The sequence below is a fragment of the Bacteroides sp. genome (assembly GCF_030151085.1).
Classification (GTDB): Bacteria; Bacteroidota; Bacteroidia; order Bacteroidales; family Bacteroidaceae; genus Bacteroides.
Genome location: NZ_JASLER010000047.1, coordinates 22090 through 36750, shown reverse-complemented (window position 1 = coordinate 36750; position 14661 = coordinate 22090). Strand labels below are relative to the sequence as shown.

At 41.5% G+C, this 14661-nt stretch carries 13 protein-coding genes and 1 pseudogene; 4 read left to right on the top strand and 10 right to left on the bottom strand.

Annotated features, from left to right (window positions below):
• The first annotated feature begins 1 nt into the window (after position 1).
• The 3 genes from Q1W14_RS08865 to Q1W14_RS08855 are packed head-to-tail and all read left to right on the top strand — an operon-like array spanning position 2 to position 3333.
• The gene (locus Q1W14_RS08865; protein ID WP_300700866.1) at positions 2 to 1489 is read left to right on the top strand and encodes a Gfo/Idh/MocA family oxidoreductase; all 1488 of its coding nucleotides are present in this window, start codon (positions 2 to 4) and stop codon (positions 1487 to 1489) included.
• 38 nt (positions 1490 to 1527) lie between these two features.
• Positions 1528 to 2400 (top strand): DUF1080 domain-containing protein, encoded by an 873-nt coding sequence (locus Q1W14_RS08860; protein ID WP_300700864.1) that lies wholly within the window; start codon positions 1528 to 1530, stop codon positions 2398 to 2400.
• Between the two features lie 57 nt (positions 2401 to 2457).
• Entirely contained in the window at positions 2458 to 3333 is an 876-nt protein-coding gene (locus Q1W14_RS08855; RefSeq protein ID WP_300700862.1) for a sugar phosphate isomerase/epimerase, read from the top strand.
• Positions 3334 to 3394: 61 nt separating this feature from the next.
• On the opposite strand, the gene Q1W14_RS08850 is transcribed toward Q1W14_RS08855, so the two are convergent.
• The 7 genes from Q1W14_RS08850 to Q1W14_RS08820 form a co-directional block, all read right to left on the bottom strand.
• Positions 3395 to 4081, bottom strand: a complete 687-nt coding sequence (locus Q1W14_RS08850; protein WP_300700859.1) for a DUF4858 domain-containing protein — start codon at positions 4079 to 4081, stop codon at positions 3395 to 3397.
• A 50-nt stretch (positions 4082 to 4131) separates the two neighbouring features.
• Positions 4132 to 4680 (bottom strand): DUF4943 family protein, encoded by a 549-nt coding sequence (locus Q1W14_RS08845; protein ID WP_300700856.1) that lies wholly within the window; start codon positions 4678 to 4680, stop codon positions 4132 to 4134.
• A gap of 18 nt (positions 4681 to 4698) precedes the next feature.
• Complete coding sequence (locus Q1W14_RS08840; protein ID WP_300700853.1) at positions 4699 to 5799, bottom strand: outer membrane beta-barrel protein; 1101 nt, start codon at positions 5797 to 5799, stop codon at positions 4699 to 4701.
• Entirely contained in the window at positions 5786 to 6337 is a 552-nt protein-coding gene (locus tag Q1W14_RS08835; RefSeq protein ID WP_300700850.1) for a sigma-70 family RNA polymerase sigma factor, read from the bottom strand. The genes Q1W14_RS08840 and Q1W14_RS08835 overlap by 14 nt, the downstream gene beginning before the upstream one ends.
• A gap of 107 nt (positions 6338 to 6444) precedes the next feature.
• Positions 6445 to 7149, bottom strand: a complete 705-nt coding sequence (locus Q1W14_RS08830) for a hypothetical protein (protein WP_300700848.1) — start codon at positions 7147 to 7149, stop codon at positions 6445 to 6447.
• A 206-nt stretch (positions 7150 to 7355) separates the two neighbouring features.
• Positions 7356 to 8204 carry a carboxylating nicotinate-nucleotide diphosphorylase gene (gene nadC / locus Q1W14_RS08825; protein WP_300700845.1) on the bottom strand — a complete coding sequence of 283 codons (849 nt, stop codon included), beginning with the start codon at positions 8202 to 8204 and terminating at the stop codon, positions 7356 to 7358.
• Positions 8197 to 8589, bottom strand: coding sequence for a DUF4783 domain-containing protein (locus Q1W14_RS08820; RefSeq protein WP_300700842.1), 393 nt, complete (start codon positions 8587 to 8589; stop codon positions 8197 to 8199). Before Q1W14_RS08820 ends, nadC begins: the two co-directional genes overlap by 8 nt.
• A gap of 94 nt (positions 8590 to 8683) precedes the next feature.
• Between Q1W14_RS08820 and rlmH the strand changes: the two genes are divergently transcribed.
• Entirely contained in the window at positions 8684 to 9157 is a 474-nt protein-coding gene (gene rlmH / locus Q1W14_RS08815; RefSeq protein WP_300700839.1) for a 23S rRNA (pseudouridine(1915)-N(3))-methyltransferase RlmH, read from the top strand.
• Between the two features lie 28 nt (positions 9158 to 9185).
• Here the strand turns inward: rlmH and Q1W14_RS08810 are convergent, their stop codons facing one another.
• The 3 genes and pseudogenes from Q1W14_RS08810 to Q1W14_RS08800 form a co-directional block, all read right to left on the bottom strand.
• Positions 9186 to 12041: a bifunctional fucokinase/fucose-1-phosphate guanylyltransferase gene (locus Q1W14_RS08810; protein ID WP_300700837.1), complete on the bottom strand. Its 2856-nt coding sequence runs from the start codon at positions 12039 to 12041 to the stop codon at positions 9186 to 9188.
• Positions 12042 to 12082: 41 nt separating this feature from the next.
• Positions 12083 to 13891 (bottom strand): annotated as a pseudogene (locus Q1W14_RS08805) (beta-N-acetylglucosaminidase domain-containing protein); the annotation flags it as partial.
• 379 nt (positions 13892 to 14270) lie between these two features.
• Positions 14271 to 14627 carry a MarR family transcriptional regulator gene (locus tag Q1W14_RS08800; protein WP_300700834.1) on the bottom strand — a complete coding sequence of 119 codons (357 nt, stop codon included), beginning with the start codon at positions 14625 to 14627 and terminating at the stop codon, positions 14271 to 14273.
• Positions 14628 to 14661: the final 34 nt, after the last annotated feature.

Here is a 14661-nt window from a genome sequence, read left to right as displayed (position 1 = left end):
CATGTCAAAGATTTCAAGAAGACAATTTCTGAAAACCGGAACTGCTGCTTTAGCCGGAATTACTATTGCTCCGAGTTCTATTTTGGGTATGAGCCACGGACATGTTTCCCCAAGTGACAAGCTTAACATTGCAGCTGTGGGAATTGGTGGTATGGGTCATTCCAATATCAATAACGTGAAGGGTACTGAAAACATCGTAGCCCTCTGTGATGTGGATTGGAGATATGCCAAAGGTGTATTCGACGAATTTCCAAATGCAAAGAAGTATTGGGACTACCGCAAGATGTACGATGAGATGGGTAAATCTATCGACGGTGTAATCATTGCTACAGCCGACCATACTCATGCTATCATTACAGCGGATGCTATGACAATGGGCAAACATGTATTTTGCCAGAAACCATTGACCCACTCTGTTTATGAATCTCGTCTATTAACTAATTTGGCTGCTTCTACGGGAGTTGCTACACAAATGGGTAATCAAGGATCATCTGCTGAAGGTACTGATTTAGTTTGTGAATGGATTTGGAATGGTGAAATCGGTGAAGTTACTAAGGTAGAATGTGCAACTGACCGTCCTATCTGGCCACAAGGATTAAATGCACCGGAAAAGGCTGATCGTATTCCAAGTACTTTAAATTGGGATCTCTTTACAGGACCTGCCAAGTTGAATCCATATAATGATGTATACCATCCTTGGAACTGGCGTGGATGGTGGGATTATGGAACAGGCGCATTGGGTGATATGGCTTGTCATATCATGCATCAACCGTTCCGTGCTTTGAAACTGGGTTATCCTACAAAAGTGGAAGGTTCTTCTACTCTGTTACTAAGTGCATGTGCTCCACAAGCTCAACACGTGAAGATGACTTTCCCATCTCGTGACAATATGCCGAAGGTTGGAATGCCGGAAGTTGAAATCCATTGGTATGATGGCGGTATGATGCCCGAACGTCCGAAAGGTTTCCCGGAAGGAAAACAATTGATGGGACCTGGTGGTGGTTTGACCATTTTCCACGGAACTAAAGATACATTGATTTGCGGATGTTACGGAGAACAACCATTCTTGCTGTCAGGTCGTGTTCCTAACGCTCCGAAAGTTTGTCGTCGTATTCCTAATGCAATGGGTGGCGGTCATGAAATGGACTGGGTACGTGCATGTAAGGAAGATCGTTCAAGTCGCGTAATGTGTAAATCTGATTTCTCAGAAGCAGGACCTATGAACGAAATGGTAGTAATGGGTGTATTGGCTATTCGTTTGCAAGGTCTGAACAAGACTTTGAATTGGGATGGTGCTAACATGCGCTTCACTAATATCGGTGATACTGAAACAATCAGAACCGTTGTGAAAGACGGATTTAAAATTCATAATGGCCATCCTACTTTCGATAAAACTTGGACTGACCCAGTTAATGCACAGCAATTTGCAGCCGAATTGGTGAAACATAATTATCGCGACGGATGGAAATTGCCTGATATGCCGAGATAATTATCAATGAAAGAATTAAAGTATTAAAAATAAAGAATATGAAAAAAGTATTTTATCCTTTAGCATGCTGCATGTTTGCCGCAGCATTAACTTCTTGTGGTGGAGCTAAAAAAGCTGATAATTCAGCTGACGCACAAGCAGAGGAAATGGTATCATGGGCTGTTTCCAAATCATTGAAGGGTGCCGAAACCGATAGCATCCAACTGCCTATGGACAAAGATGGTTACATTACTATTTTTGATGGAACTAGCTTCAACGGATGGCGCGGATACGGTAAAGACAAAGTGCCTTCCAAGTGGACTATCGAAGATGGATGTATTAAGTTCAACGGTTCCGGTGGCGGAGAAGCTCAAGACGGAGATGGCGGTGATATTATCTTCGCTCATAAACTGAAAAACTTCGAATTGGAAGTAGAATGGAAAGTAGCGAAAGGTGCTAACTCTGGTATCTTCTATCTGGCTCAAGAAGTTACTTCTAAAGATAAAGATGGAAACGAAGTATTGGAACCGATCTATATCTCAGCTCCCGAATATCAAGTATTGGATAATGCCAATCATCCGGATGCTAAATTAGGAAAAGACAATAACAGACAATCAGCTTCTTTGTATGATATGATTCCTGCCGTTCCTCAGAACCAGAAACCGTTCGGTGAATGGAACAAAGCTAAAATTATGGTTTACAAAGGAACTGTAGTTCATGGCCAAAACGATGAAAACGTTCTTGAATACCATTTGTGGACTAAACAATGGACTGATATGTTGCAAGCAAGTAAATTCAGCGAAGAAAAATGGCCTTTGGCATTCGAATTGCTGAACAACTGCGGTGGCGATAACAGAGAAGGATTCATCGGCTTCCAAGATCATGGTGACGATGTTTGGTTCCGTAACATCCGTGTTAAGATACTCGATTGATGATCGTAATGTCGCTAAATTTAGTGTAAATAAGGTCACAATTTAATATACTACATCATGGATAAAAAATTTATATGGATATTGATAGCCTTGTTGATAGCGATACCACAGGTTATAGATGCGAAGACAAAAAAAGATGTTTCCATACAACTCTACTCCGTTAGAGACAAACTGAATAATGGAGCTGATCTCAACAATGTTTTAAAAGAACTAGCCCAGATGGGTTATACAAGTGTTGAAGCGGCTAATTATAATGACGGAAAATTCTACGGTAAAACTCCCAAAGAATTTAAGAGTGCAGTCGAAGCGGCAGGTATGACAGTTTTGTCTTCACATACTACCAAGGGACTTTCGAATGAAGAACTGGCTTCTGGTAATTTTGCCGAATCTATGAAATGGTGGGATCAATGTATTGCCGCACACAAAGCAGCAGGTATGACTTACATTGTAACGCCTTGGATGGAGGTTCCTAAGACTGTAAAAGACTTGAAGACCTATTGTAACTATTACAATGAAATAGGTAAGAAGTGTCGGCAGAATGGTATGAAATATGGATATCACAACCATGCTCATGAGTTTCAAAAAGTAGAAGACAAGGTGGTAATGTTGAACTATATGCTCGAAAACACCAATCCGGAAGATGTATTTTTTGAAATGGATGTATATTGGGTAGTCAGAGGACAAAACAGTCCTGTAGACTATTTCAACAAATATCCCGGACGTTTCACTGTACTTCATATCAAGGATAACAGAGAAATAGGTCAAAGCGGAATGGTTGGATTCGATGCTATCTTCAAGAATGCCGATAAAGCTGGAGTTAAGCACATCGTTGCTGAAATCGAACAATACAGCTGTCCGGTAGAAGAAAGCGTGAAACAGAGCTTAGATTATTTGCTGGATGCTCCGTTTGTGAAAGCTTCTTATTGCAAGTAATTCGAGAATATCTCTGATATAACGAAAATAATATAATAGGGTGTCTGTTGCAGATACCCTATTATTTTTCTGTAATAGCCCTAACTGGTTGTTTTATCAATACGGTAGTAGAGTCTCCGTAAGACCTGAGTACTTCGAGCGTACGGGCACGGCGTTTCCTTCCTTTGACATTCCAAAATTCACGTGTAAAGGGTGCCATAAAATCACCAGAAGCAATACTATTTCCTTCGGCTTTCTGCCAACTACCCACTGCCATGCCATTAGCACGTTCCGTTACCCGGTAGCGTATGCCGGTAGCTTCAATCTGTTCTAAACTCTCACGCGGACCGGCATCAAGAGGCTTCTTCGCCCAGTTACTATAAATAAAAAGTGCACCCATGGCATAAAACGGTTCATCCCGCCATGTATCTTCTTTCACTTTTATTTTCTTCTGATATACCGGGTCCCAGTTATACTTAGTATTGGCAGTATAGGGATGTAAAGTAAGTACCACTTTCTTCTCGGGTATCTTGGGCATCATAGGCATAGCGGTATTAAAATCCATCCACGATTTATTGATGACTGCTTTCGGACCACCTGACGGACCATTGATTTCAAGTTCCTTCAGTACTTCCGGATTCAGTTTCACCTCCCCGTCTCCTTTCAATAACTGCTGTAACCGCAAGGAGTCTTGGGGTGTCCAGTTTTGAGCGTAAAAGGGAAGGGCTACCGCACAAAGCAGCCCAAATAAGCATACAAATTGTTTCACTTAGAAGTCGATTTTACTAATACCTAATACTAATTACCTAAATTTAAAACTTACCACCACATGTATCCGCTTCCACAGAGCGGTTCATCGTAGCAAGGATCTATCGTCCATACGGTACGTGGGTATTTCTTACCCTCCCACCAACGACGGTAGCGTGTAGCAGCATCCAGCACTTCGTCATCCGAAAGGAAATAAATTCCTTCGTAATTCTCAGCATCCGTATGTACCATTTTACAACCCATTGAGGCATTGTGTCCGAGACGAATTGTTTCTACCGTCCACAAGATACACTCACCCAAACGAAGCTTGCCGCCTGCCGAATAGGATACCGGTGCCAAAGGGAACGAAGGTATCACCGTCAAATCTTCGGCATACTTCAGTAGTGCATCAATATCTTCGGTAGCAAACTTCGGCATGTTATTCAACCCATCCGGACTTTGAGTTGAATACTTACCGGCTTTTAACTGCTTAACAAACAAATCTACATCCGGATGGTTGAAGTCTAACGTTTCTTTGTTACAAGAAACCAAAGAAAGAGTAAAGAGAACGAGCAGCATCATCCGCCCGAGTTTATGTAAGGTATTAGATTGAGTCTTCATATTCATATCGTATTATGATTAGTAAGTCATGCGCACGCCACACAATAAATTCAAGTTTGTAGGACGTTCTGTACGCAATGTTCTTGTTTGAGAATCCGTATCAAAATGATGGGAAACAGATGGTTCGGCAAATAAAGCGAAACGGTCATTCATTTTATAGCGAACTCCCAGACCGGCAGCTAGGGATAGTTGTACAGGTTCTGCTCCGAAACCATTGCTGGAGGCACCTGCAATACACTTTTCTACTGCTCCCCCTACCGTAGCATACAAATCTACTTTAGAGGTACTTGCCAACATAACATTCAGTTTTACAGGAACTCCCAAAGTATGTAAAGTACGATTATCGCCAGGCAAACAGTTATATTGTAATCCTGCTTCTAAAGACAAGTGCTTGTTCAAACGACGTTCTGCACTTATTCCTGCGGTAAATGGCATATTGAAATCTCCTTTCGGCAGAGAAGTCCCCAAGGCAGCTTTAATTGCCCAGTTGCGGGGTTTCATCGTCGATTGCGCCGTAGTGATTTTAGTTGATTCATCATCGGAAGGAACAGTTGAAGTAATGTCTGTACTTGAATTTGTATCGTCGGTACCTGACTGATAATTATTATTCTGACTGGAATTCCGAATGCCATAAAAGCCATTACCCGGCTGGTTGTTACCGTAAACTCGTTGGGTTATTGTAATTGAAACATGAACGGAGACAGACTCATCTTCCGCATCTGCTAATATTCCTGCCGGTGCACCATTGGCTGGCTGTTTTATACCGGGTTTCTGAGCAGTAGGATTTGTTTGGTGTATGGATGGAAAACTCTCTTGTACCACATCTCCGTTGAGACTGCCATCAGGATTCATAGCGGCTACCTGCGTGAAGGCTTCCTGTATCTCCTCTTTCGGAGAGAAATACCAGAATGCGGCTGAAGCTGCTCCCAATACGAAGATTACCGATGCAGCAGCAGCCACACGATAGAACCGAGGAGTCAGTAAGGCTTTCTTCCCGCCGGTTGCCGTAGCCGAAGGCAAATCGCTTTGCAGCTTTTCCCAGAAGTCTTCCCGTACTGTCATCTCTGCACCGGCGAGACGACTACGAAACAAACCGGTTATTTCATCATTTTCTCTCATATTCAGTATATTCTTTAATTCTTTTTGCTAACAAACATTTGGCACGATACAATTGCGAAGTGGACGAATGTTCTTTGATGTGAAGCATCTCTGCTATTTCTTTATGAGATCTCTCTTCAAAGACATACAAGTTGAACACGGTACGACATCCATCGGGAAGTTCAGCAACAAATGCCATCAACACTTCCTCGGAAAGACGATTGCCACTTTCGGCAATACTTGTTTCGTCGGGTATGTCGGGAAGTTGTTCCTCATTCACCACCAGCTGATTGAAGCGTTGCTGCTTCCGCAGATAATCTATAGACTGCGTCACCATTACTCTGGTTACCCATGTGCTCAATGCACATTCTCCACGGAACGTGAAGTGGGTAAAGATTTTGATGAAACCATCGTGCAATACGTCATGGGCCGTGTCGACATCGCCCGTATAACGGTAACATACCGCCAGCATCTGCTTGGAATAGAGGGTGTATAATTCCTTTCGGGCGGAATCCTTTCCTACCCGGCAACCCTCTATCAGTTCTATGTCATTTTCCAATGTCAGTGCTCGTTTTACGGACGCCTCTTCGCGTCGTTTGTTAGTTAGACGCAGCACCTTTGAAAATGCTGCTGAATTAATTCTAAAAAGAAGTTAAAGAATGGAGGTTATTTATATTTAGCTTCCAAAACCTGAATTTGCTTATCCAGCATTTCATCTAGTTCATCAAACTCATCCCAATCCAAGAAACTGGGAACCATGATAACATAATTGATAAATTTCTTATGCTGCATAAGAAATAAAGCCTGGTCCCGAAGACTATTGTCATCATCAAAAGTATATGTCAAATCCCTGGATATAGCAGCATCCATAAGTACATCTGTTTTTGTTGTATAGTAATCACTAATATCCTTCTGCTTCCTACCTAACTCAAAATAAGTTTGCAATACATCTTGCAACATACGTTTGTCGGGAATATACTGCATCAATGAAGAACCTTTCAGTACATCCAGTGCATCTGTTCTATAAGAGAATCCATCCATACTATTGAAAAGCTTACCATACTTAGTTAAAGTATCTACAAGAATCTCGGATACATTCATATCATGACTATTCAGTAGCTGGCTCATGTGTATATCAATATCCAATAAATGTTTTATGTTACGGAGTTCCTGCCTGTTATATGCCAGCTCTTCCGCCACCAACTGCATCGTGGCACGTACTTCCTTTTGACGGGCATTCTCGGTAATCCGGTCACTTCCCCAAAAAGTGACAATGATGCCCGCAGCCACAATACTAAACTGACGAAAGTAATCGCTCAGTCTCCAGCCTTTAATGGTAGTTTTTATTTTATTCCAATTTATGTTTTTCATATATTTCCATTATATCATCTATCACTCCGAAACACATCATCTATTTCCCCAAAACGCATCATCCGTTTCGGGCTGACGCACCATCTGTTTTCCATTATCGATAATCTATTGATTATTAACAGAAAAGCCTTTCATAAGAATTGCTTCATGAAGGCAAACTTATGAAAGGCTCTTCTATTTATTCAGTAATACAGTTCCTACCTTTGTCAACATGCTTTAAAGCTCATATCCAATCCTTTTACGGAGTGAGTCAGCGCTCCAACTGATATAAAGTCTACACCACATTCGGCGTAGTCACGCAAGGTATCGAATGTGATACCACCCGAAGACTCGGTTTCATAGCGACCACCTACCATCTCAACAGCTTTCTTCGTCATCTCAGGTGTAAAGTTGTCGAACATGATACGGTCTACTCCACCCAAGTCGAGTACTTGCTGCAATTCGTCAAAACTACGTACTTCGATTTCTATCTTGAGGTCTTTACCTTTCTCCTTGCAGTAGTCTTTGGCACGGGTAATAGCTTTGTCAATTCCTCCGGCAAAGTCTACATGATTGTCTTTCAATAGAATCATATCAAACAGTCCGATACGGTGGTTTACACCGCCACCAATCTTCACAGCCATCTTTTCGAGAATACGCATGCCCGGAGTTGTCTTGCGAGTATCGAGTACACGGGTATTCGTACCTTTCAGCTTCTCGGCATATTTTTGGGTCATGGTAGCAATACCACTCATACGTTGCATGATATTCAGCATCAGACGCTCGGTCTGCAACAAAGATTGTATCTTACCTTCCACGATCATGGCAACATCGCCCGGTTTCACCGACGTGCCATCATTGATGAAGACTTCCACTTTCATAGTAGGGTCAAAACGACGGAATACTTCCTTAGCAATTTCAATGCCGGCAAGAATACCGGTTTCTTTAATTAACAGTTTGGACTTACCCATTGCCGTAGCAGGTATGCACGAAAGGGTGGTATGGTCACCATCGCCTATGTCTTCGGCGAAAGCCAGGTCAATCAACCTGTCAATCAATTCTTCTTCCTTATTCATTAGTCTTATCTATTCTTATTTGATTTATGACATATTTGTTCTGCACTCTTCTGAAGAAACAATTCACCCGAAAGTTTCCATTCGCAGTAGCCAAGGTGCCAATGATGAAACTGGATTCATCACGCTTGCCTTGGTGGTTTACATTAAAACCACTGACTTTGTTCAGGGAGAAGAAATCGGAAATCGCTCCTTCTGCCGTAACCTTATTAGCGTCGGTAGATTTATTCTGAATAATTAAATCCACCTTATCACCCAGATACCTGCTAAGTTCCTGAGAGTTCCCTTTCTTGAAGGCCACAATCACCCCCACCGGCACATCCTGAGCGAAGACTGAGGACATCCAAATGAAGAGACAGGTCAACAATAAAACTACTCGTTTTTTCATTTTCACAAGTATTAATGATAGGCAAAGGTAAGCATTTATCGTAAAATACAATAAAAAAGTACTAATTTTGTGCGCTAATCAAATCAGAACCAGCATGAAAACAACTCTGCTCGTCGTAGGACGAACTGTAGAACAACACTTTATAACTGCCATCAATGACTATGTGCAACGCACGAAACGCTACCTTTCGTTTGAAATGGAAGTTATCCCCGAACTGAAAAACACCAAGAGTCTCTCCATGGAAGTGCAGAAGGAAAAGGAAGGAGAACTGATATTGAAAGCTCTTCAACCGGGTGATGTCATCGTACTGCTTGATGAAGGTGGAAAAGAAATGCGCTCCATAGAGTTTGCAGACTATATGAAGCGCAAAATGAATACCGTAAACAAACGGCTTGTATTTATTATAGGAGGTCCTTACGGATTCTCCGAAAAAGTGTACGAAACAGCGCACGAGAAAATGTCACTGTCTCGGATGACCTTCTCCCACCAAATGGTACGACTTATTTTTGTAGAACAACTCTACCGGGCAATGACAATACTTAATGGAGGACCGTATCATCATGAATAGTGATTAGTGATCACTAATCACTATTTTCCTAGCTTCGTGACACTTGAAACCCTTTATCTGAAAGTGACATTTCTACAAATCTCGCTCTTGGATTAGGGGCATGTTGCGTCAGTATTTCACGAATGCGGACTGCTGCTTGCGGATCTTTAGCTATCATGTACAAATAACCTCCCCCACCGGCTCCCGGTAGTTTGTATCCTAATGTATATTCTTTTATTTGATTAATAATCTCTTCCACAGCTGGTGGATTCGTGCCGCTATCTAATGCTTTTTTCTGCAACCATGTTTTACCAACCAGCGCACCAAAGCTATTAAAGTCATTCCTTTGAATCGCTTCTGCCATATCCAAAGCATGTGCTTTCATCTCTTCCAATAATCCTAAGTGCAGAGAAGAATTAAGAAACATGGAACGAACTATTTCAGCCAGAATTCCTTTTGCCATACGTGTGATGCCGGTGTAATACAGTAAATGACAATCTCTATATTCGGGATGGGTAAACAGGTGCTCCGGCAGCCAACGCACTAATGGTTGTTGGTTAAAGCCAGGTTCCGTCTGTAATAGCTTGATACCTTGCAGTACGCCACCGTATTGATCTTGCCAACCTCCTCCGGTTGTCAACAACTGCTCCAAAGCCAGTGTACGACGGCATATCTCATTTTTGTCCCACATCAATCCGCAAAAGTCACTTAGCGAGCCCAGCACCGTAGAAGCAAGAATTGAGCTTGTTCCCAACCCCGATCCTGCCGGTATAGCGGAAAGTAATGTGATTTCAAGTCCTGTGCCAAAAGCTTCCAATTGCTTTTCCAACGAAGGATAAATAACTTCTGAAAAAGCAGGGACAAAGCCCGCCAATGCCAATGCTGCTTTAGGAATAGAGAAAGGAGAACCTACTTTACAATAATCCTGCAATTCTTTGAACGTATTCACTACTTCCATTGCCCCCATATCTATGGAACGTAACACTATACGATGTTCTGTACAAGGCTTCACATAAACTTGCAAAGGAGGCTGACCATTTAATTCAATAGCTAAGTTCACTACATTTCCACCGGCAAACAAAGAATAAGGCGGGGTATCCGTCCATCCACCGGCCATATCTATGCGAACCGGACTACGTCCCCAGACAATCTGGTCACTATATACATTCAAATGGGGGCGGCTCTTTCGTTCGTACAAATCGGCGAGTAACCCTTCACGTAACAACCCAAAAGCTTCTTGCTCATCTGCTTTAGAATCTTCACCACTCAATTTTTCGATCTGTGCCCGTAGCATCCGATTATGAATACGTTGCATCAAAGGAGCATCGGCCGGCAATAGGTCCGGCTTATCAAGATCGAATCGATGGAATTCTCCGGCTACATTCGTCAAATCGAGTTGATAGAAAACACTTTTCTCATGATTATGTGCCAGAACTTCCCAATTACTTTTATGGAAGTTTTCTCTTTGGACATAAAGCAAGCGCAAATCAGCTTGAGCGGAAATTTCATCAGCAGACAAACGGTGACTCTTCTGCCAAATATCTTTTCCTTCTACCATTCCCGGCTCAGAAACCATCCAGCGAAGTACCTTTCCTAATTCATCCTCATCTTCTACTACGGGGAAAATGGCAGCAGCTTGCAGATCATCTTTCCTTCCTTCTATATCGTCTATCACCAATCCCCGATCTTTCAGCCAAGTCGGAAATGGTTTTCCCATAAACAATGTCTTTTCATCACGAATATCTCCCTTAAAAGCATCATCAAAGCCGTATGGACGCACAACGTGGCGCTGATTTCCAAGCGGTACTACATCTATGCACACACCATCGGGGACGGCCAGCATCCAGTCGTTCTTGGGTACACCGGTAATAATTTGCCGGGCACCCAGTGTCCACGAAGCACCTACATAACTATTTTCAATCCAAAGACTATCATTCTTAGGAGAAAGAGAAACATGCACCTCTGCATTCTGCACGAAGATTGCAGGATTAGGCTTCACTTTACGATGCATTATCTGCCGTTGGTCGTATACCTTATTTTGCAAAGTTACAGTTGAAGAAAGTAGTTCACGGCTTGTACCGTAATGATAGAACTCACCTCCGGGTAATGGCAATATTGCCACTGAAAGTTTATTCAAATCTTCATCAGTTATACACGGATGATTCCCCAAGGACAAACCGAAATCTGAGTATAAATCATAATATTTGAGATCAGAATAAGGTATATTTCTATCCGATGCACCTTCTTCCTTTTGAGAACGCTTCATTAATAATTCCACTGCACGGTCACTCAATAACCAGATGCCAATGTCCATCAGGAAAAGATGTGTCTTGGAGAGATTTTCCAGTTCCTCTAATGATGGCTTTTGTAGCATAAAGTCGAGCGCTTCCGGATGTTTTCTATCTGAAACAAATACACCATGATGGGTAGCCAAAACAGGATCGACCCACAAACCATAGCATACCACATCGGCATTCGGGATTTGTTGCAAAGGCTTCTCCGCACGAATATAGACATCACCACTCGCAATCAGGGTATGAAGTTTTTCCGGTGCGCGTTCCATTATCTTTTCATAAAGAGGAAGTTGAAGGGAAAGCAAATTCTGTCCCAACTTTTGTCCGCGCGCCCAACGAAATACAGGTATCGGAGTTAAAATCTTACCCGAAGGAGCATATCCCGGCAAACGTCGGCTTTGCCCTCCGGCGTGAAGTAATATTCGTTTTTCGGTCGAATGCTCTGCTTTTCGATTTTTATACCATTCACGTAAAAGCCATGTCGTTCCCCCACCCGACCCCAATTTCATTCCTACCGGATCGGAAGTGCAAAACCATTCCTCACGATCTACATTTTCCAGTTCATAGAATGCCGACACCAAGTTAGGCGGCAAAGACAATAATTTCTGCATATCTCAATTTACCAAACGTATGACTTCTACAAATTACCTTTGTATTTTTCGTTATAAAGTTTCACAGCTTGAATAAAAGTCTCGTCAATAAGCGGTTTTACAACTTTAGTCGCTGTTTTCATTCCCGGTTGGGAAGAATTCTGATTATATGTTTTATTCAAGTTGGATATTTGTTGCTGCAATGAATGTACTTGGTTATATTTCCGCACAAAAAGAGCCGGATTATCATTTTCAAAGGCCTGAACCATAGCAAACACTGCTGTACCTTCTTCTCCTAACAGCTTAAATTGATACAACCAAGGAGTAATTTCTTGAATAAGAGGTACATTTCCGGTGCTTGTCATCAAAATGTCGCTGCTCTCTTTCATGTGATCAAATAGTTCAAACAAAGCGGTCACATCTTTTTTATCAAAATTGCCATTAGTTGTGTAACTTTGCAAGAAGCGCTGAGCTATTGGTTGTATATCATTGGATTCTTCACGGCGGTATTTATGCCCGTTTTCTCCTAAATCTGAATTATGCATTGCAAAAAACTCCAGTTCGTCCGAAGCATCTGGTAAAACAACACGGAATGCATTCTTCCAAGCAGCCTGACTATCATATTTCGAAGGATTCCAGGCATAATCAGCTACTCCGAATATAGCAATTTTCGAAGCTTCGGCATGTTCCATCGGATTTGAAACAAAGCCCGACATTTCATTGGCAATATCAGTAGCGTTACCATAAACAGGACCTAGCAATAGACGGTCACGTACATAATCGGAGACTGGGAAATTCCACCAAATATAAGCTGGACGTTTGATGGCAGCATTAATCCACTGAATGCCTTCCTTAGTTATATCCGATACAACACGGTCGCCGGTCCACATTATATGTATGCTTTTATTCAAATCTTTTCCCAAAGTTGGCAGGTAACCTTTTTCAAGATTCGACCAACTTTTATTATACTCCGTAGGACACATAATAAGGGGAGTCACATCTTTCTTCACTTTGACAAAGTTCTTATCAAGGTAGTTTAGTAATTCAGCCTGTTTCTCCGCTTTGGTTCCTTCACCGGTGATATCGTCAAAGAAAACAGCAAACGAACGTATTCCTAATGCATACATCTTCTCAAATTTATCAAGTACCAAGCCACGATCTGTTTCATTCCATTTAATGTCTTGTCCCGGATGGATGGCCCAAACGAAATTCACCTCGTTTTCTTTTGCAATCTGCACAAGCTCTTGTAACTGTTTAGCTTCATTTTCAGGATAAGGTTCACGCCAACGAGCACTATGATAGGGATCATCCTTCGGGCCATATATATAAGTATTCATCTTGTTGTCACCATAAAACTCCAATTGGCGCAGGCGTGCTTCATGACTCCATGGTATACCATAGAACCCCTCTACTACACCGCGTGAACCGACGGATGGGAAGTCTTTGATTTCTACTTCAGGCAGTTGGTTATCCTTCAAGAGTTGTTTCAAAGTCTGCACACCATAGAATGTGCCTCTTTCATCTTGTCCTGCTATAATGATTGAATTCACTGTAACAGATAGATAATACCCCTCTGCACAATTAGGTATAAGACGAGCGTATTTACGGATAGATTTATCGCCTTTCTCACCTATAATGATTTGGAAATCTTCATTGTCAGCCTGTTTGCTGGCAAGAAGTGTCTTCAGTTTATTTACAGCATATACATTCGCCTCGGTTTCACCAACTAATTGATAAGTATCTGGCAAAGTAATAACGTTATTACTGGTTGTCAACTGTTGAGGTTGCGGAAAGATATTAATAACCTGAGCTGATGTTATGAAACTACAAAGTAATCCTGTAGCCAAAAAAAATGTGCATTTCATTTTCATAATAAATTGGGGGTATTATTTTAGTTAATACTGCAAAGAAAATGAAACTATATTACTTATACAAACAATTACAAAAAAAAGCGGTGAAGGTTCTTACATCTTCATCGCCCTTGCTAAAAGCTATAATATATAAGAACAAGCAATAGAAAGATGCATAACAGATATAAATAGCTATAATTAAAACATAGGATAATACATTCTTAATTAAACACCCACCAAATAAAAAGTGATCGCCATATAGTACAAGAATTTAATATCATGTTTTACAAGGTATTAACATCGTGTAATACAAAGAATTAATATCGTGTCCGCACGAAGTTAACTTCTTACAAACACGATATTAATTTCCTATCTGGAATATGCGAAATGCTGATTAATACTAAACTATATTAACTACTTGCTGCAACAAATCAGGCATCTTAAAAGCAGCATTCTTGATATCAGTAATACGGCTCTTCCCTTCCGAAGTTAGCGTAAAATGCATCTGGCGCTTATCCTCTTTGCCAATGAGACGGGTAATCAACTTCTTATCTTCTACGGAACGAATTACCTTTGAGGTGTTGGAGGCAGACAACCCCAAAGCCTCCGCTATCTCACTGGAAGTAAGCTTTGGACGATTCATCAAGGTGCACAGCAACATTCCTTCATTCAGTGAAAGATCATACACTTGCATAAACTGTACTTCAAACTCGGCAATCGACCGATAGATATCACGGATTTTACATAAAGTCTCCATATCGTTTTCTTCTCTTTTTTCTTTAATGGTGCAA